The 18864-nt window shown below is 40.4% G+C and carries 15 protein-coding genes; 11 read left to right on the top strand and 4 right to left on the bottom strand.

Annotated elements, in window-relative coordinates; translation table 11 throughout:
* Positions 1 to 37: 37 nt before the first annotated feature.
* The 3 genes from AC0L4E_RS00050 to argE form a co-directional block, all read right to left on the bottom strand.
* Entirely contained in the window at positions 38 to 574 is a 537-nt protein-coding gene (locus AC0L4E_RS00050; RefSeq protein WP_473677463.1) for a YceB family lipoprotein, read from the bottom strand.
* Positions 574 to 3222 carry a phosphoenolpyruvate carboxylase gene (gene ppc / locus AC0L4E_RS00055; protein WP_473677464.1) on the bottom strand — a complete coding sequence of 883 codons (2649 nt, stop codon included), beginning with the start codon at positions 3220 to 3222 and terminating at the stop codon, positions 574 to 576. Before ppc ends, AC0L4E_RS00050 begins: the two co-directional genes overlap by 1 nt.
* A gap of 149 nt (positions 3223 to 3371) precedes the next feature.
* The gene (argE, locus tag AC0L4E_RS00060; RefSeq protein WP_473677465.1) at positions 3372 to 4523 is read right to left on the bottom strand and encodes an acetylornithine deacetylase; all 1152 of its coding nucleotides are present in this window, start codon (positions 4521 to 4523) and stop codon (positions 3372 to 3374) included.
* Positions 4524 to 4783: 260 nt separating this feature from the next.
* On the opposite strand from argE, the gene argC reads away from it, so the two are divergent.
* From argC to argH, 5 genes are all read left to right on the top strand, one after another.
* Positions 4784 to 5764 carry an N-acetyl-gamma-glutamyl-phosphate reductase gene (argC, locus tag AC0L4E_RS00065; RefSeq protein ID WP_473677466.1) on the top strand — a complete coding sequence of 327 codons (981 nt, stop codon included), beginning with the start codon at positions 4784 to 4786 and terminating at the stop codon, positions 5762 to 5764.
* 14 nt (positions 5765 to 5778) lie between these two features.
* Entirely contained in the window at positions 5779 to 6561 is a 783-nt protein-coding gene (gene argB / locus AC0L4E_RS00070; protein WP_473677467.1) for an acetylglutamate kinase, read from the top strand.
* 13 nt (positions 6562 to 6574) lie between these two features.
* Positions 6575 to 7480 carry an ornithine carbamoyltransferase gene (locus AC0L4E_RS00075; protein WP_473677468.1) on the top strand — a complete coding sequence of 302 codons (906 nt, stop codon included), beginning with the start codon at positions 6575 to 6577 and terminating at the stop codon, positions 7478 to 7480.
* Between the two features lie 80 nt (positions 7481 to 7560).
* Positions 7561 to 8781: an argininosuccinate synthase gene (locus AC0L4E_RS00080; RefSeq protein ID WP_299572908.1), complete on the top strand. Its 1221-nt coding sequence runs from the start codon at positions 7561 to 7563 to the stop codon at positions 8779 to 8781.
* A 138-nt stretch (positions 8782 to 8919) separates the two neighbouring features.
* Positions 8920 to 10287 carry an argininosuccinate lyase gene (gene argH, locus AC0L4E_RS00085; protein WP_473677470.1) on the top strand — a complete coding sequence of 456 codons (1368 nt, stop codon included), beginning with the start codon at positions 8920 to 8922 and terminating at the stop codon, positions 10285 to 10287.
* A gap of 114 nt (positions 10288 to 10401) precedes the next feature.
* On the opposite strand, the gene AC0L4E_RS00090 is transcribed toward argH, so the two are convergent.
* Complete coding sequence (locus tag AC0L4E_RS00090) at positions 10402 to 13008, bottom strand: penicillin-binding protein 1A (RefSeq protein WP_473677471.1); 2607 nt, start codon at positions 13006 to 13008, stop codon at positions 10402 to 10404.
* A 187-nt stretch (positions 13009 to 13195) separates the two neighbouring features.
* Between AC0L4E_RS00090 and AC0L4E_RS00095 the strand changes: the two genes are divergently transcribed.
* The 6 genes from AC0L4E_RS00095 to aroK all read left to right on the top strand — a co-directional run bounded on the left by AC0L4E_RS00095 (position 13196) and on the right by aroK (position 18859).
* A complete protein-coding gene (locus AC0L4E_RS00095) occupies positions 13196 to 14275 on the top strand; it encodes a pilus assembly protein PilM (RefSeq protein ID WP_473677472.1) in 1080 nt (359 codons plus the stop codon).
* The gene (locus AC0L4E_RS00100; RefSeq protein WP_473677473.1) at positions 14263 to 14841 is read left to right on the top strand and encodes a PilN domain-containing protein; all 579 of its coding nucleotides are present in this window, start codon (positions 14263 to 14265) and stop codon (positions 14839 to 14841) included. The genes AC0L4E_RS00095 and AC0L4E_RS00100 overlap by 13 nt, the downstream gene beginning before the upstream one ends.
* Positions 14838 to 15455: a type IV pilus inner membrane component PilO gene (locus AC0L4E_RS00105; RefSeq protein WP_473677474.1), complete on the top strand. Its 618-nt coding sequence runs from the start codon at positions 14838 to 14840 to the stop codon at positions 15453 to 15455. The genes AC0L4E_RS00100 and AC0L4E_RS00105 overlap by 4 nt, the downstream gene beginning before the upstream one ends.
* A complete protein-coding gene (locus tag AC0L4E_RS00110) occupies positions 15455 to 15967 on the top strand; it encodes a pilus assembly protein PilP (protein ID WP_473681428.1) in 513 nt (170 codons plus the stop codon). The genes AC0L4E_RS00105 and AC0L4E_RS00110 overlap by 1 nt, the downstream gene beginning before the upstream one ends.
* A 19-nt stretch (positions 15968 to 15986) precedes the next feature.
* A complete protein-coding gene (locus AC0L4E_RS00115) occupies positions 15987 to 18035 on the top strand; it encodes a type IV pilus secretin PilQ (protein WP_473677475.1) in 2049 nt (682 codons plus the stop codon).
* 308 nt (positions 18036 to 18343) lie between these two features.
* The gene (aroK, locus tag AC0L4E_RS00120) at positions 18344 to 18859 is read left to right on the top strand and encodes a shikimate kinase AroK (protein ID WP_220752465.1); all 516 of its coding nucleotides are present in this window, start codon (positions 18344 to 18346) and stop codon (positions 18857 to 18859) included.
* The last annotated feature ends 5 nt before the right edge of the window (positions 18860 to 18864 follow it).

Consider the following 18864-nt stretch of genomic DNA (forward strand, 5'->3'; position numbering starts at 1 on the left):
GAAGCGCCTTAAGGCGCTTATTTCGTTTTAGGCGATATTAAAACTTAATCACAATCTTACCTTTTTGAACTTCAATCGCTTTTGTCATCGAGGCCATTAATGCTTGGTTCGAGTCGTTTGTATCGAGCACATAGACAGGTTGCGACTCTAAAAACGTTCGCAAAAACATCATCAACTGCGGGGTGATGGGTTTAAGCATTTGTTCAATATCTGCGGGTTCTGATTTAACGCTAACCAAGTCTAATTTCTTTAAAAAGATACTCTTGGTTTCAACGTCATACCAAGGCTCTGCTTCAAAAGTGGTTTCCATGTCAGCAGCAATCGACTTAAATGGATTTTTAACCGCCATTTTTGTCAATGCAGTGACTGAAATGGTATTAGGCTTGTTGCCTAACTCCACTTGCATATCATTGAGCTTCAGTTGTAGACCGAATATTTGATTTCCTTGAGACACTTCATAGTGCATCTCATTATTAAGGTAATCTTCTACTTCTGATTCAGTGATGCTGTACTGACTGGCGCAACCAGTCAGAAACAGCATTAAGCAAAGTAAACTCGTTTTAAATAATGTCATTATCCTGTGTTTCTCATTCCTGCAGCAACACCAGCAATGGTTAGCATTAATGCTAACTCAACCTGTTTAGAAGCTTGTTCTTCATTACGGGTACGTGCTAATAGCTCTGCTTGTAAGAAGTTTAATGGGTCTATATATGGATTACGAAGCTTAACTGACTCTCTATTCCAAGGAGTATGAGACATTAACTCTTCTGACTCCGTTAAAGATAAAACCGCTTCAGTGCCTAATTGTAGACTTGCACGGAGCTTTTTACCTAAATGGTGCAAGTTTTCTGGCACCAGAGTGCTTTCATAGTATCGAGCAAGATTAGGCTCTGCCTTCATATAAACCATTTCAAGCATCGAGATACGAGTTTCAAAGAAAGGCCATTGTTGCTCCATTTCCTTCAATAGACTAGCTTCACCACGCTCATTGGCAGCTTTTAAGGCTTCGCCAGAACCTAACCAAGCAGGCAGCATTAAACGGTTTTGCGACCATGCAAAGATCCATGGAATCGCACGTAAGCTTTCGATACCGCCATCAACGCGCCTTTTGGCTGGTCGACTACCTAGTGGTAATTTGCCCAGCTCTACTTCTGGCGTCGCGGCTCTAAAGTAAGCAACAAAGTCAGGCTCTTCACGGACAATACCGCGATAAGCTTTAACTGAGTCATCTGCAATTCGCTGCATGCATTCACGCCACTCTTGTTTCGGCTCTGGAGGTGGTAATAAGGTCGCTTCCATTACAGCTGAGGTGTATAGCGCTAAACTTTGTACGGCTACTTTTGGTAAACCGAACTTGAAGCGGATCATCTCACCTTGTTCTGTCACCCTAATACGGCCGTCTACTGAACCCGGAGGTTGAGACAAAATCGCTTTATGCGCAGGTCCGCCGCCACGGCCAATAGAACCACCACGGCCATGGAATAGCATTAGTTTAACGTCGGCTTTCTTACACACGGCAACCAGTTGTTCTTGGGCATGGTATTGAGCCCAAGCCGCTGCCATTACACCTGCATCTTTAGCTGAGTCAGAATAACCAATCATCACTTCTTGCATACCTTTGGTGTAACCACGGTACCAATCAATGTCGAGCAGTTGGGTCATGCAATCTGCTGCAGTATTTAAATCGCTTAATGTTTCAAATAACGGCACCACGCGCATTGGATGCTGACAGCCTGTTTCTTTTAATAACAGTAAAACGGCTAGTACATCAGATGGTTTACTTGCCATTGAAATTACGTAAGACCCAAGCGCTGTAGCAGGTTGTGTTGCTACAAGCTGGCAAGTCTTGATGACTTCAAGCACGTCAGCTGATGGCTGCCAATCAGTAGGGATTAATGGTCGACGGCTGGTTAGCTCTCTTAATAAGAAGGCTTGTTTTTCATTTTCGTCCCAGTGGTCGTAATCACCCATACCTAAATAGCGTGTGAGCTCAGCAATGACATCGCTATGACGCTCTGCATCTTGGCGTATATCTAAACGCAGCATATGAATGCCGAAACAGGCTAAACGGCGTAACATATCTAATAACAGGCCATTGGCAATTAAACGCATACCTGATTCAGATAAACTGCGGTACAGCAACTCAAGTGGCTGTTTTAAGTCATCTAGTTCCCATACTAAATCGCTGTGATTGACATCGACTTGATGACCTTCAATGCGGGCATTGAGATAATCAATAGTGTTACGAAGTTTGTGGCGTAAGTGTCTTAAGATATCGCGGTAAGGCTCTTTGCTGTTTGGCACAAGTGCTATTAATTCAGCATTGGCATCTTCCATCGACAATTCATTTACTAGCGATACCACATCTTTAAGGTACAGACGTGCTGCTGCATGACGATTACGGAGTAATACTTCCTCGGTGACTACTGAGGTCACAAATGGATTACCGTCTCTGTCGCCGCCCATCCAGCTTGAAAATCTTACTGGGCAAACGTCAGCAGGAATTTGCTGGCCTGTTTTCGCTTCTACATGGTCGTTTAATTGTCTTAAGAAATCTGGCACAGCTTGCCATAAAGAGGCTTCAATCGTACTTAAGCCCCAACGCGCTTCATCAACTGGAGTCGGGCGTTCGTTACGGATTTCGTTGGTATGCCATATCTGAGCAATAAGCTGGCGCAGTCTAAGGTGAGATTGATTACGTTCGCGTTCAGTTAATTGCTGATTTTCTTGCTCAGTTAAACAGTCGACTACTGCTGAATACTTTTGAATTAAGGTACGGCGTGAAATTTCTGTTGGGTGCGCTGTAAGTACTAAATCAATATCGAGTGTTTTTAAGCAATTAATCACGTCTTGTTCATTGGCGTTGCTATTCAGCATTCGTCCCAATAACTGTTCGACGGGATCGGGTACGCAAACAAGCTCATCGCAGTTACGACTGATGGTATGAAACTGCTCTGCAATATTGGCTAAATTCAAGAATTGGTTAAAAGCTTTTGCAAAAGGGACTAATTCTTCGTCAGGTAATGAATTTAGTAAAGTGAGCATTTGCTGTCGTGAGTCAGCATCACCTTTACGGGACTCCTTAGCAAGAATACGAATTTGTTCTACTTTTTCAAGAAAGGCTTCGCCAAGATGATCACGCATGGTGTCACCTAAAACTTGTCCTAAGCTACTCACATTAGAACGCAAAGAAGCGTACATGTCGGCGGTTTGCTCTGCCATAATTACTCCATAATTTTAACTTAAGTAGCCGTTATTATTTTTGACTAGTGCTAGCACAATAGCTAGCTGTAAGGGTATTGGTCAATGGCTTATTTTATTAATTTAAGTACATAATCAATTAACGCTTTTATCAATGATATTTATCACAACTATTTAATACAAGCTTGATAAATAAGCTTTTTCATTAACTCTACTGTAGGAGTTAAATACTCTAAGCCAATATATTCATCCGGTTGATGAGCTTGATTAATACTACCAGGTCCCATGACGAGAGTTTGGCATCCTAATTTTTTGATATAAGGCGCTTCGGTGGCATAGTTAACCACCTCAGGTTGAGTGTTTGAGATTTCTGCAACCAACTCAGTCCAATAGCTATCGACTTTACCAGCAAAAGACTCGGAGCCTGGATATAAAGTCGATATTTCAATACTGCCAGGGTATTGCTTGTTAATTTCTGCTAGGTAGTTAATTACCATCAATTCTAAATCTGCTAGTTCCATTCCAGGTAAAGGTCGAATATCCAAGTGTAAATCGCAACATCCGCAGATGCGATTTGCTGCATCACCACCATGTATATGACCAAAGTTCATCGTCGGATGAGGGACACTAAAGGCATCTTCACGGTAGTTTTCACTTAAATCTTGTTTAAGTTTCATTAACTGACCGACTACTTGGTGCATGATTTCGATGGCATTGAGCCCGCGAGCAGGATCAGATGAATGACCGCTGCGGCCAATGACTCTTATGCCTTGAGCTAAATGGCCTTTATGCATATATACCGGTTTTAAGCTGGTGGGCTCACCAATAATGGCGTAGTCCGGTGCAATGCTTTTAGCATCGGCAAATGCTTTTGCACCGTTCATGGTGGTTTCTTCATCGGCGCTAGCAAAGATATGCAGCGGACGCTTTAACTCATGCAAAGGTATTGTTTTAAGCGCTTCCATGATTAACGCAAAAAAACCTTTCATGTCACAGGTGCCTAAGCCATACCAACGGTTATCTTTTTCGGTTAGCTCAAAAGGGCTTTGGCTCCAGCGACCTTCATCAAAAGGAACGGTATCAGTATGTCCAGCAAGTAAAAGTCCACCTTTACCTGAGCCAATTGTTGCGACTAAATTTTGTTTACCACGGCTGTCGGCCACTGTATGAACTGTGCATTCAAAACCCATCTCCGAAAACCAAGATTGCAGAAGTTCAATAACTGCATGGTTACTCATATCCTGTTCTTCTTCTAATGCACTGATAGATGGCAATGCAATCAGCTGTTTAAAAGCATCTTTTAGTTTTGGTAATGAATTCATAGGAACCTTTTTTATCTATTGCAATAAATATGTATTCATTATTATTGCATAAGTAATAATTTGTGTTAGTCTAGCAAACAGCTAAGGTAATCACCATAACTTGATAATGATTTAAGAATATAGATATGTATTTAATTGCGATTCAACTCACTGTAACAGATCCCAAGGTAAACTATCTTCGACGATAGTTTTATTCTCGAGCACCCAGCTCACGTATCGATTTATCTTCAACAGTTTACTTAATTAAAGACGACAAAATAATGAAAAATATCGCAATAATTGGTGCTAGTGGTTATACCGGCGCACAAATCACCGCTCTTATTGATGCTGAAGCATCACTGTCTATTCAAGGCTTGTATGTTTCTGAGAACAGTCTTGATAAAGGTCGTTTACTGGCTGATTTGTACCCAACATATCAACATATCCAAATTCCTTTATCGCCTCTATCTGCAGAGGCTAAACAAGCTATCGTCGAGCAAGCTGATGCCGTGGTACTTGCCACAGAACATTCTGTCAGCTTAGAACTTGCAGCATTCTTTTATCAACAGGGCTTAGCTGTTTTTGATTTAAGTGGTGCGTATCGTTTTGCTGATGTTGAGCAGTACCCTAAATGGTACGGTTTCGAGCATACTCAAGCAGAAGTGCTTGCCAATGCCGTATATGGTCTAGCTGAGTGGAATCACCAGCAAATTGCCCAAAGTAAAATGATTGCTGTGCCAGGTTGTTACCCAACCGCATCTTTAACGGCGCTTAAACCTTTAAAATCAATGCTAACTGACGCTTATCCAGTAATTAATGCGGTAAGTGGCGTGACAGGTGCTGGCAGAAAGGCGCAGCTGCATACTAGTTTTTGTGAAGTGAGCCTAACACCATACGGTGTTTTAGGTCATAGACATCAACCTGAAATTGCCACTCACTTAGGGCAAGAAGTTATTTTTACGCCGCATTTAGGTAACTTTAAGCGTGGAATTTTAGCCACTATTACAGTGCAATTAGCTAAAGGCACTACTGAAGCTGATGTGGCAGCCGCATATCAAGTGTATGACGATTGCCCATTAGTTAGCGTTAAGCATAACCAATTCCCTAAAGTGGACGATGTGGTTAATACGCCAAACTGCATATTAGGTTGGAAATACGACCCTCAAAGTAACTATTTAGTGGTTGCCAGCGCGATTGATAATTTAATGAAAGGTGCTGCAAGCCAAGGCTTACAGTGCATTAAAATTCACTTTGGTCTTTAACAGGAAAATATACTATGTCAGATAATAAGCCTGTTATTGTGCTTAAAGTGGGTGGCGCATTACTTCAGTCAACTTCTGGAATGGCTGAGCTAATGTCAGTGGTTGCTAAGATGATGTCTCAAGGGCAGAAAGTCATTTTTGTTCATGGTGGTGGATGTTTGGTTGACGAGCAACTTGCTGCCAATGGTAAAGAAACCATCAAGCTGGACGGTTTACGGGTTACGCCTGCAGATCAAATCCCCATTGTTGTAGGTGCGTTAGCGGGAACCTCTAACAAATTATTGCAAGCTGCAGCTATTGAAGCTGGTATTGTCACGGTTGGAATGAGTTTAGCCGATGGTAATACGGTGGACGCATCGATTAAAAATGAAAACTTGGGTCTAGTAGGTGAAGTCACCCCGAAAGATCCAAGTTATTTGAATTATTTATTATCGCAGGGTTGGTTGCCTATTTGCAGTTCAATTGCTGTGTCGCTTCAAGGCGATATGTTGAACGTTAATGCAGATCAAGCTGCGACGGCGTTAGCAAAATTAGTTAACGGCCAGTTGGTTTTATTATCTGATGTGCCAGGTGTATTAGATGGCAACGGCGAATTAATTGCGCAATTAAATCAACAACAAATTTCAGATTTAGTTCAGCAAGGCGTGATAGAAAAAGGTATGAAAGTTAAAGTAGAAGCGGCATTAGAAGTTGCTCAATGGATGGGTAAACCAGTGCAAGTTGCATCTTGGAAACAACCTCAACAATTAATTGCCTTAACGAACGGACAATCCGTTGGCACTCAAATTCAGCCATAGGAGTTAAATACTAATGGAACATTTATTATCAATTAAAGATTTATCGCAAACTGAGCTATTGGATTTACTGGCGTTAGCGAAAAAGATTAAAGCCAATCCAGCAGAGTATAACCAAACATTAGCAGGCAAAAGTGTCGTGATGTTATTTGAAAAGCCTTCGCTGCGAACCCGCGTTAGCTTTGATATTGGTATTAATAAATTGGGCGGTCATGCGGTTTATTTAGATCAACAAAATGGTGCATTAGGTAAACGTGAGCCGGTTTCAGATTTTGCGACGAATATTTCTTGTTGGGCTGATGCCATTGTTGCAAGAACATTCTCGCACACCACTATTGCAGGTTTAGCGGAGCATGCTTCTGTTCCGGTTATTAATGCCTTATGTAATTTATATCATCCGTGCCAAGGGCTAGCTGACTTTTTGACCTTATCTGAAAAGTTTGATGATGTAAGCAAAGTAAAACTGGCTTACCTCGGTGATGGTAATAATGTGACTCACTCACTGATGTATGGTGCTGCAATTCTTGGCGCAACCATGACAGTAGTTTGCCCTCCGGGACATTTCCCTGATGGACAAGTGGTTTGTGAAGTTCAAGCATTAGCGGCTAAACATGGCGGCGAGCTTATTTTAACTTCAGACGTTAATGAAATGGGCCCGCAAGATGCGGTTTATACCGACACTTGGATCTCAATGGGTGATAACACTTCAATGGAAGAGATTGAAGCCAAGTTTAAGCCATACCAAGTCAACATTGAGTTGATGACTAAAGTGGGTGCTAACTTCTTTATGCATTGCTTACCTGCTTATAGAGAAGTAGAAGCAACTGCAGAAGTTGTTGATGGTGAGGGCTCACTCATTCTGCAACAAGCAGAAAATAGAATGCATGCTCAAAATGCAGTATTAGTGACTTTATTAGGTTAATCACAAAACATATTTCGTTGACTGGCTTATATCATTTGAGCGAGTCAGCATTACACAGTTTACGTTAGGAAGAATTAAAGATGTCTATTGAAAAACAAGCAAGCATTAAGAAAGTCGTTTTAGCTTATTCAGGTGGTTTGGATACTTCAGCTATTATCCCTTGGTTGAAAGAAACCTATGATAACTGTGAAATTATCGCTTTTTGTGCCGATGTGGGCCAAGGTGATGCAGAGCTTGAAGGCTTGCATGAAAAAGCAATCGAATCTGGTGCTTCAGAATGTTACATCGTTGATTTAAAAGAAGAGTTGGTGGCTGATTACATCTATCCAACGATTGCAACGGGTGCAATTTACGAAGGAACTTACCTATTAGGTACTTCAATGGCGCGTCCGATTATTGCTAAAGCGCAGGTTGAAGTTGCACGTAAAGTTGGTGCTGACGCTGTATGTCACGGTTGTACTGGTAAAGGTAACGACCAAGTTCGTTTTGAAGGCTGTTTTGCTGCACTGGCACCAGACTTAAAAGTGATTGCGCCTTGGCGTGAGTGGTCAATGGTTAGCCGTGAAGACCTATTAGATTACCTTGCTGAAAGAAACATTGAGACAACAGCATCAGCGACTAAGATTTATAGCCGTGATGCGAATGCATGGCATATCTCTCATGAAGGTGGTGAGTTAGAAGACCCTTGGAACGAGCCTAGCAAAGAAGTGTGGACCATGACGGTGGCACCTGAAGATGCGCCGAATACGCCAGAATACGTTGCGTTAAATATTGCGAATGGTCGTGTGACACATGTTGATGGTGTGGCTTTATCACCTTATCAAGCTTTGATGCAATTAAATGATTTAGCTGCTGCTCATGGCGTAGGTCGTATCGATATTACTGAAAACCGTTTAGTGGGTATGAAGTCTCGTGGTTGTTATGAAACCCCAGGCGGCACAGTAATGTTTGCAGGTCTTCGTGCAATTGAAGAATTAGTATTGGATAAAACAAGCCGTGAATGGCGTGAGCAAGTTGGCGCTCAAATGGCTCACTTAGTTTATGACGGTCGTTGGTTTACACCTCTTTGTAATTCATTAATTGCCGCTTCAGAAGCACTGGCAGAATTAGTGAATGGTGAAGTGGTTGTTAAGCTGTATAAAGGCCAAGCAAGTGTGGTTAAGAAGCGTTCACCAAACAGCTTATATTCAGAAGAATTTGCCACCTTTGGTGATGATGATGTTTACGACCAAAAAGATGCAGAAGGCTTTATCCGTCTTTATTCTTTATCAAGCCGTATCAGAGCACTTAACAGCAAATAAGCTCAGCTGTTAATAAAATATTTAAACGGGGGCTTACATCTAGATTCAGATATAAGCCCCGTTTTTCATATTTAGACATCATTTTAATATTATTGCTTTAGCAACATTGATTTAAGAATTGAACAAGAGGGTATCGACATGGCTTTATGGGGCGGAAGATTCAGTCAAGAAAGTAGCGCATTATTCAAATTATTTAATGACTCATTGCCAGTAGATTACCGGTTAATTGAAGAAGATATTGTAGGTTCAATTGCTTGGGCAACCGCAATTACTTCAGTGGGTATTTTGACCCAACAAGAGTGTGAACAATTACATGGCGCATTAAACGAATTATTAGCTGAAGTGGCTGATAAACCAGAAGCCATTATCGCTTCAGGCGCGGAAGATATTCACAGCTTTGTGGAGCAGTCATTAATCGCTAAAGTTGGTGACTTGGGTAAGAAGCTACATACTGGACGTTCGCGTAATGACCAAGTGGCAACAGATTTAAAATTGTGGTGCAGAAAAGAAGGTGAGCAATCACTTGCGCTGCTTAAAAAACTCAGAGGCGCTTTAATCGATCTCGCTGCACGTGAAATTGATGCTGTTATGCCAGGTTACACTCATTTACAAAGAGCGCAGCCAGTATTATTTGGTCATTGGTGTTTAGCGTATGTAGAAATGTTCGAGCGTGATATTAGCCGTTTAGAAGATGCACTTAAACGTGCAGATACTTGTCCTTTAGGTTCTGGCGCATTAGCTGGAACAGCTTATCCGATGGACAGACATGAAATCGCTAAATCATTAGGTTTTGCAGCACCGACATTAAACAGTTTGGATACCGTATCAGACCGTGATCATGTGATTGAATTATGTAGTGATGCCTCTATTAGTATGATGCACTTAAGCCGTATGGCAGAAGATTTAATCTTCTTTAACAGCGGTGAGGCAGGCTTTATTGATTTAGATGATGAAGTAACTTCGGGTTCTTCACTCATGCCACAAAAGAAAAACCCTGACGCGCTAGAGTTAATTCGTGGTAAAACTGGCCGCGTATATGGCAGCTTAATGGGGATTTTAACCACCATGAAAGCACTGCCTTTAGCGTATAACAAAGACATGCAAGAAGATAAAGAAGGCTTATTCGATGTCATGGATAGCTGGGCTATTTGTCTTGAAATGGCTGCTCTAGTGCTAAGTGGTTTACAAGTTAATCGTGAAAGAACTTTAGCGGCAGCTCAGCAAGGTTATGCAAACTCAACTGAGTTAGCAGATTACCTTGTAGCAAAAGGAATGCCTTTTAGAGAAGCGCATCATGTAGTGGGTGAGGTTGTTGTGGTTGCTATTGGTAAACAAACACCGTTAGAAGAGCTTCCGCTTGCTGAGCTCAAGCAATTCAGTGACATTATTGAAGACGATGTTTACGCATGCTTAACCATTGAATCATGCTTAGAGAAACGTGAAGCTTTAGGTGGCACATCACTAATGCAAGTGAAACAGGCATTAGCGTTAAAACAAGGTAAGTAGTTACTTACTCAGCTGCTGAAACAAATTTAGCTTTACGAACTAAAAAGCCCCGAGTTTTCTAACTCAGGGCTTTTTTAATTTCTGTAACTTTAATAATACAAGGTAGATTAAACTTTACTGAAACAGATCGTCCGTCGGGTTCTCGATGAAAATGTCGTCATCAATCTCTTCTTCTGTTGCGTATTCTTTTGGTTCTGTACCTTCGACAAAATACTCAAAAGAAGTCGTATGATCGGTTTTACGGGTTAACAACCCGGTTGCTAAATCAATACGAGCCGAGATAATCCCTTTAGGTGGAATAGTCGTTTTTTCCTCAGTGCCTTTTAGTGCTTGATTCATAAAATCATTCCAGCCTGGCCCTGCTGTTTTTGCACCTGCTTCGGCACCTGATATTTGATTCTCAGGTCCATCGGCTACCCAACTTGTCCGTCCAAGCCTGCGGCTATGGTCGTCAAAACCTACCCAAAAGGTTGATGTTAAAGTTGGATTAAATCCACTAAACCAAGTATCGCGAGATTCATTGGTTGTACCGGTTTTGCCTGCAATATCACGGCGCTTAATTAATCTTGAAGCGCGCCAAGCGGTACCATTCCAACCTGTACCTTTACTCCAGTCTCCACCACCCCAAATTACGCTTTTAAGTGCTTCAGTGATTAAAAATGCAGTTTGCTCAGTAATGATTCTAGGTGCATAGCGACTATTTTCATCACCGCATTTCGCTAGTGCATTTTCTGTATTTGCCATATCGAGGTTCGCTACATCTTCAGCTTGTTGAGAGCGAGCAAACTCAGCTGCCATGGCGGCAAATGGGTCAATTTCTTCAGTTGTAGCTCCACTGGTTACTTCTGTAGACTCTTCAGGAGTACAAGCAAGCATCGGGTTGGCTTCTTCAATGACATTATCAAATGAATCGGTGACCTGTTTAATGAAATACGGTTCGACTAAGTAGCCGCCATTTGTAAATACATTAAATGCTGTGACTACCTGTAGTGGCGTAACCGAAGGTGAGCCAAGTGCTACAGATTCATTGCGAGGTAAGTCTTTAGGATCAAAACCAAACTCAACTAATTTGGCTATCGTGTTATCTAAACCGATATGTCTCATGGCTCGAACAGACATAACATTGACTGATTGCGCTAAACCAACACGTAAACGGGTTGGACCACCATAGATATCAGGTGAATTCTTTGGACGCCATGCTGTGCCCTGTCGGGTATCTGGTTTATTAATCGGTGCATTATTGATTAATGTCGCGAGGTTGTAATCTTTTTCAAGCGCAGCTGAATATATGAAAGGTTTAATATTCGAACCTAACTGACGTTTAGCTTGAGTTACACGGTTATATTGGCTTTGGGTAAAACTAAAGCCGCCAACCAAGGTTTTAATTGCTCCATCACTTGGTTCTAAAGATACTGTCGCACTTGATACTTGAGGGATTTGAGATAATTGCCAATATTCGCCATTATTTCTAATCCACACCTTTTGACCCACAGCTAAAATATCTGCAGACTTCTTTGGTGGAGTGCCTTGGCGTCGGTCGGTAATAAATTTACGCGCCCATTTTAGGCCATTCCACTCAAGTAAGATTTCTTCGCCTTTAGCGTTCAACACAGTTGCTTGCTGTTCTTCTATTGCAATAACAGCAGCAGGCATGATGCCTTGCATTGGTGAAGTGCTTTTGAGGTTACTGATAATTTCGCTGGTGGCCATTGGCTCTGTATTGACAGCTGAATCTGGTTCTACAGACCATAACTCTGAGATAGGCCCACGGTAGCCGTGGCGCTGGTCATAAGAGAATACGTTATCTCGTAATGCGCTTTGTGCCTTTAATTGTAAATCTGATGAAATAGTGGTGTAGACGTTATAACCATTGGTGTAAGCGTCTTCTTCGCCATATTGGTTTACCATGTACTCACGTGCCATTTCAGAAATATATGGGGCATATAAATCGATTTCAGCACCATGATATTTGGCAGTAATAGGGGCGTTGATGGCTTCTTGATATTGCGCTTCGGTAATATTGCGCTTTTCTAGCATACGGCTTAGCACCCAATTACGACGGGTTTTAGCACGTTCTGGATTGCGAATTGGGTTAGCTGCAGAAGGTGCTTGAGGTAATCCAGCAATCATTGCCATTTCAGGTAATGAAAGTTGCTCTAACTCTTTCCCATAATAGACTTGAGCAGCAGCTCCTACGCCATATGCTCTGTTGCCCAAAAAAGAGCGATTTAAGTAGAGTGTCAGAATTTCTTCTTTAGAAAGCGCTTTTTCAATTTTTAAGGCTAAGAAAATTTCTTTGGTTTTACGAATATAGGTTTTTTCACGAGAAAGGAAAAAGCCACGAGCGACCTGCTGAGTAATGGTACTCGCGCCTTGGCTTTTCTTACCTGTCGTTACCAAAATAACAGCGGCACGAACAATCCCGATAGGATCAATACCTTTATGTTCAAAAAAACGGGCATCTTCGGTATCTAAAACAGCATTAATTAATTGTTCAGGTACTTCCTGATATTCAATTGGTATTCTTCTTTTTTCACCAAACTGAGAAATAAGTAGCCCATCGCTACTATAAATTCTTAATGGCGTCTGTAATTTTACCGTTTTTAGAGTATTTACATCCGGTAATTCAGGCAAAAGATAATAATAAGCTGCGACAATAGTGCCGACGCCTAATAAAGTTAAGCTAAATATAGCTATAAGTATTCGTTTTATCCACTTCACCGAATTATTCCAAAAATCATAAATATGCCCGCTAGTATATAAGGGGGAAGGTTTTTGGTGAAGTAAAAACATGAAAACATAAAAAAACAAGTTGTAAAATTTAGAAACATTTTATACAAATACTTATAACGAGTTGATTTTGTGCTAATCTATTTTAAAATATAAAAAATAAATGCGATGACGGAATATGCTTTCTAAATTTTGGAAGCGTCAAGCTCCGCAAATGGTTGGAATCGATATTGGTTCTCATGAGATTAAAGCCATTTTGCTTAGCAAGACCGCTGATGGATATAAAATTCAAAACTATATATCTGCACCTATACGAAAAGGTGCGGTTGTCGATCATGAGATCCGTGATTCAGAAGCTGTGATTGAATCATTAAGACATATTAGACGTGGACTCCCAAAAGGAATTAAGTCTGCTGCTGTTGCAGTCTCAGGTTCTGCTGTAATGACCAAAGTGATTTACATGGATGCTTCGTTAAATGAAGAAGAAATGGAAGCACAGATTGAGATTGAAGCAGATAATCTTATCCCATATTCACTCGACGAAGTGAGTATCGACTTTGAAACTCTGAATGCCAACACAACTGATCCCACCAAAGTTGACGTGTTATTAAGTGCTTGTCGTACCGATAATATTGATACTCGAATGGATTCACTAGATGCAATTGAGCTTGATACCAAGGTTGTTGATGTTGAAGCTTACGCCTTGGGTCGTTCGTCAGAATTAATTCTTGCGCAATTGCCTGAAGGCGCTAATGAAAAGTCAGTGGTATTGGTGGATATCGGAGCCAATATGACCACATTTGCCGTGGTTGAAAACGGTGAAACAACATTCATTCGTGAACAGGCATTTGGTGGTGAGTTATTTACTCAGTCCATTTTGTCGTTTTATGGCATGCAATATGATGAAGCTGAAAGTGCCAAAATAACGGGTGAACTACCACGCAATTATATGTTTGAAGTGTTATCGCCTTTTCAAACACAATTATTGCAGCAGATTAAACGTACTCTTCAAATTTATTGTACCGCTAGTGGTAAAGATAAAGTTGATTATATTGTGCTTTGTGGTGGGACTGCAAAACTTGAAGGCATGACGGCATTATTAACGAATGAATTGGGCGTACATTCAATTGTTGCTGACCCATTTCAAGGTTGTTTACATGCCGATGATGATATTAAAAACCAGCTAGAACCTAGTATTAGTAAATATATGGTTGCATGTGGTTTAGCGCTTAGGAGTTACGCTCAATGGCGAACATAAATTTACTTCCGTGGCGTGAAGAAGCTAGGGAAAAACAAAAAAGAGATTACATTGGTATATTAGCATTAGTTTTTTTAGTTACCTGTTTAGTTGTGTTTCTTACATTAAGTTTTATTGAAGTTGTCACTGACGACCAGCGTCAGCGTAATTCATATTTGCAAACTGAAATATCTTTATTAGATGCTCAAATTGCAGAAATAAGAAAAATTACGGCAAGAAAGAAAGATATTGAAAGACGAACTAAGATTATTTTAAACCTTCAGCAATCTCGTAATTTGCCGACACATGTTTTAGATGAATTAGTGAGAATTGTTCCACCTGGAATATACCTCTCGAGCATAGAGAAGAAAGGCAGCTTACTTTGGATTGAAGGTCGAAGTGAATCAAATAATAACGTTGCAAACATGATGAGGAAAGTCAAAACCTCGCAATATTTGAATGATCCAAGTATGCAATCAATTATTAGCCAAAATGAAAACTTAAGACAATTACAAAAATTCAGACTTCGAGTGAGTATCTTTGATGACACTCTACCAATGGATGCAACTGAAGGAGGTCGAAAATGAATCTCGACTTAGAGCAGTTTAATGATATTGATTTTGAAAACATTGGTGGGTGGCCTACTTTAGTTAAAGTGGTATTTGCTGTTTTTCTTTCGCTGACAGTCATGGGAGCAAGTTACTACTTATTTGTGTCAGATGCGTTAGATGTACTGGATACAGAGAAAAAGAAAGAGATCACTTTAAGAGATGATTTTCAGAATAAATATCGTTTAGCTGCAAATTTGAAGTTGTACCGAGAGCAACTGGTCGTAATGGAGGCACAATTTGCTGAATTACTGAAAATGTTACCTTCTGAAAATGAGATGCCAGGTCTGCTAGACGATACAACTTTTGTCGCTACAGATGCAGGTCTTCGAATTAATAGCTTAGATTGGGATACCGAAATTGAACGTGATTTCTATTTAGAGTTTCCAATTAAAATGGCTGTCGTGGGTGATTATCATCAACTCGGTAATATGGTCAGCGGCGTAGCAAAATTACCACGTATTGTTAGTTTGCATGATTTTGTTATTAAGCGAGACGATAGTGGCAGTTTATCGATGGATATTCTTGCAAAAACCTATCGATTTAAAGAAGGTGCTAAGCTACCAGCAGAGCAAAATAAGGGGAAGAAATGATGAAATTCCTACCTTTATTATTACTACTGCTATTAACTGGCTGTATTGGTGATCGCAGTGATTTAGAGTTATTTGTTACGACGACTAAAGCACAGCATATTGCTCGTATTCCTCCGTTAAAAGAAACACCTAAGTTTGAACACTTTGCCTATCAAGCAGAGTTGATGCGCAGTCCTTTTGTACCACCTTCTCGTGAGTTAACAGAGGAAGTGGTGGATACCAGTAGAAATTGTCTACAGCCTGATTTGAAACGTCGTAAAGGACGTTTAGAAACGTATGCGATAGATAATTTGAGAATGCGTGGAACGTTAAGTGAAGATGGCACTACTTGGGCTTTAGTTGAGTCATCGGATTCGAATGTATATCGCTTAGGGGTCGGTGAGTATCTCGGTCTTTACCATGGACAAATAGGTAAAGTTACACCGCAATATATTGAAATTATAGAATTAATTCCTGATGGTTCTGGTTGCTGGGCTGAAAGAGCAAGCAACTTAGAACTAACAGGCAAATAATGCGAAGGATGAGGGAATAATGAAATCTTCTGCCGCGATGCAAACATCGACAAAAAAAGTCTCACTATTTAAAACAATACTTGGTGTTGTTTTAATGATGGGCGCACTACCAAGTGCAATAGCCGCCAATAAGTTAATGGATGTTAAATACCATTCTGTTGTCGATCACCAATTAGAATTAGAGCTCGTTTTTGAATCTGACCTTATGACCCCTGAAGTTGATTTGTCAGGATCGCCTGCTCAAATTATTCTAAGTTTTGAGGACAGTATTTCAAATCTAGAAAAAAACGACATAGCCATTGATAGGGTGGGAGTTGAAGGGCTTAAAACAACTCAAGTCGATAACTCGTTAAATGTTGTTGTCGATCTAACTGAAGTCAAACCATACCAAGGTAAAGTGGTAGGTAATACGTACCGCCTGACAGTCAATGATACTGTTTCTAGTCCAGATGATGCTGATAATCCTTTTGTTAATGGTATCGAAACTATTGATTTTCGTCGTAATAAAACCGGTGGTGGAGATTTACTCGTACATTTGAATAATCGCTCTGTAGCTGCAAATGTGGCTCAAGTTGGCTCGAAACTTGAGGTGAAGTTCTATAACACTGAGATAAAAAATGATCACTTGTATGTAATGGATGTACAAGATTTCAATACCCCAGTGTCTAGCTTTGAAACGTTTAAAGACGATTTAACTTCTCGGATCATGGTTGATGTAGATGGCAATTATGATTACAACTACAAGCAAGAAGGGAATGTTTTTAAAGTCAGTATTAATAAAGTTGAACGTGCAGCGGTAGCTAAAGAAGATAAGAAATACAATGGACGATCTTTATCTCTAAACTTCCAAAATATTTCAGTGAGAACCGTTCTACAAATTATTGCTGATTATAATGATTTCAACTTGGTAACCAGTGATACAGTTGAAGGTAATATTACTCTTCGGTTAGACGATGTACCGTGGGATCAAGCATTAGATTTAATTCTTCAAACAAAAGGATTAGATAAGCGCATTGAAGGTAATATCTTGATGGTTGCGCCAAGTGAAGAGCTTGCAACACGCGAAAGGCAAGATTTAGCTAACCAGCAAGAAGTAAAAGAGTTAGCGCCGCTTTATTCTGAATATATCCAAGTTAACTATGCTAAAGCAACAGACCTAGCAGAATTAATGAAAAGTGCAGATTCAAGCCTTTTATCAAATCGTGGTAGCGTGGCAGTTGATGAACGTACCAATACACTTTTGGTCAAAGACACTGCAGAATCATTAGAAACCATACATCGTTTAGTTGAAGTACTTGATATTCCGATTAAGCAAGTATTGATTGAAGCACGTATGGTAACCGTGAAAGATAATGTGTCAGAAGACCTTGGTATCCGCTGGGGTATTACAGACCAACAAGGTGACAAAGGGACTTCAGGTTCACTTGAAGGGGCAAATGATATTGTATCTGGAGTTGTGCCAGCATTAAGTGATCGTTTAAACGTTAACTTGCCTTCATCAGCAACTAATGCTGCAAGTATTGCTTTTAGTGTTGCAAAAATGGCTGATGGTACGGTACTTGACTTAGAATTGAGCGCTTTAGAGCAAGAGAATAAGGGTGAAATTATTGCTAGCCCACGTATTACGACCTCTAACCAGAAATCAGCTTATATTGAACAAGGTGTTGAAATTCCTTATGTTGAATCTGCTTCTAGCGGTGCAACAACAGTAACGTTTAAAAAAGCAGTATTATCACTGAAAGTGACCCCACAAATTACACCTGATGATCGCGTGATTCTTGATTTAGAAATTACTCAAGATACACGAGGTGAAACAGTTCAAACTGGTACAGGTGAAGCGGTATCAATTGATACCCAAAGAATTGGTACACAGGTGCTAGTTGATAACGGTGAAACGATTGTACTTGGTGGTATCTATCAACAAAGCTTAATTAGTCGTGTAAGTAAAGTTCCAGTTTTAGGTGACATTCCGTTAGTTGGTTTCTTGTTTAGAAATACTTCTGATAGTAATGAGCGTCAAGAGTTACTTATTTTTGTTACTCCCAAAATTGTGACAGAACAGCTTTAACTTTTATTAAAAATTAGTAGCAAAAAATACCAGCAATTTGCTGGTATTTTTTTGATTGTCGTTTGGTAGTTGGTTGATTCTATTAGTAACAAGTTAATCATTTTGTTGAGTCGTTAATCTGGTTTTTATTTTCAACAGAGATTTATTTTTAAGAATCTTAGGTTAATTCATCAACATGACTTGCAACAACAGCCATATAACTGAGATAATCCGTCGTCAAGTCTCATTAGAGCAAGGTTAAATTATAGGTCGGCTTGAGTTTAAGTCGATAAGGCATACATTTCATATAAGATTCAGACGTATATATAATGGCTGAAAAACGCAATATTTTTCTGGTAGGCCCTATGGGCGCAGGCAAAAGCACAATTGGTCGCCATTTGGCCCAACTGCTGCATTTAGATTTCCACGATTCAGATCACGAGATTGAGAAACGCACAGGTGCAGATATTGCCTGGGTGTTTGACGTTGAAGGCGAAGAAGGCTTTCGTGTACGTGAAGCTCAAGTCATCGCCGACCTGTCGGAAAAGCAGGGCATTGTCCTAGCTACTGGCGGCGGATCTGTACAAAGTAAAGACATTCGTAATCATTTGTCTGCTCGCGGTATCGTTGTATACCTAGAGACAACAATCGATAAGCAAGTGGCTCGTACTCAGCGTGATAAGCGTCGACCTCTTTTACAGGTTGATGATCCTCGTGAAGTGCTTGAGAATCTTGCAGATGTCCGTAATCCTTTATACGAAGAGATTGCTGATGTTATCGTTAAGACAGATGAGCAAAGCGCTAAAATAGTCGCAAATCAAATCATTGAGCAACTCGGTTTCTAGGTAGG

The organism is Shewanella sp. GJ50-10 (genome assembly GCF_055808815.1).

Bases quoted from the DNA above. Each gene is read 5' to 3' on its own strand.
- AC0L4E_RS00050 (WP_473677463.1), bottom strand. From the start codon at position 574: ATGACATTATTTAAAACGAGTTTACTTTGCTTAATGCTGTTTCTGACT.
- ppc (WP_473677464.1), bottom strand. From the start codon at position 3,222: ATGGCAGAGCAAACCGCCGACATGTACGCTTCTTTGCGTTCTAATGTG.
- argE (WP_473677465.1), bottom strand. From the start codon at position 4,523: ATGAATTCATTACCAAAACTAAAAGATGCTTTTAAACAGCTGATTGCA.
- argC (WP_473677466.1), top strand. From the start codon at position 4,784: ATGAAAAATATCGCAATAATTGGTGCTAGTGGTTATACCGGCGCACAA.
- argB (WP_473677467.1), top strand. From the start codon at position 5,779: ATGTCAGATAATAAGCCTGTTATTGTGCTTAAAGTGGGTGGCGCATTA.
- AC0L4E_RS00075 (WP_473677468.1), top strand. From the start codon at position 6,575: ATGGAACATTTATTATCAATTAAAGATTTATCGCAAACTGAGCTATTG.
- AC0L4E_RS00080 (WP_299572908.1), top strand. From the start codon at position 7,561: ATGTCTATTGAAAAACAAGCAAGCATTAAGAAAGTCGTTTTAGCTTAT.
- argH (WP_473677470.1), top strand. From the start codon at position 8,920: ATGGCTTTATGGGGCGGAAGATTCAGTCAAGAAAGTAGCGCATTATTC.
- AC0L4E_RS00095 (WP_473677472.1), top strand. From the start codon at position 13,196: ATGCTTTCTAAATTTTGGAAGCGTCAAGCTCCGCAAATGGTTGGAATC.
- AC0L4E_RS00100 (WP_473677473.1), top strand. From the start codon at position 14,263: ATGGCGAACATAAATTTACTTCCGTGGCGTGAAGAAGCTAGGGAAAAA.
- AC0L4E_RS00105 (WP_473677474.1), top strand. From the start codon at position 14,838: ATGAATCTCGACTTAGAGCAGTTTAATGATATTGATTTTGAAAACATT.
- AC0L4E_RS00110 (WP_473681428.1), top strand. From the start codon at position 15,455: ATGAAATTCCTACCTTTATTATTACTACTGCTATTAACTGGCTGTATT.
- AC0L4E_RS00115 (WP_473677475.1), top strand. From the start codon at position 15,987: ATGAAATCTTCTGCCGCGATGCAAACATCGACAAAAAAAGTCTCACTA.
- aroK (WP_220752465.1), top strand. From the start codon at position 18,344: ATGGCTGAAAAACGCAATATTTTTCTGGTAGGCCCTATGGGCGCAGGC.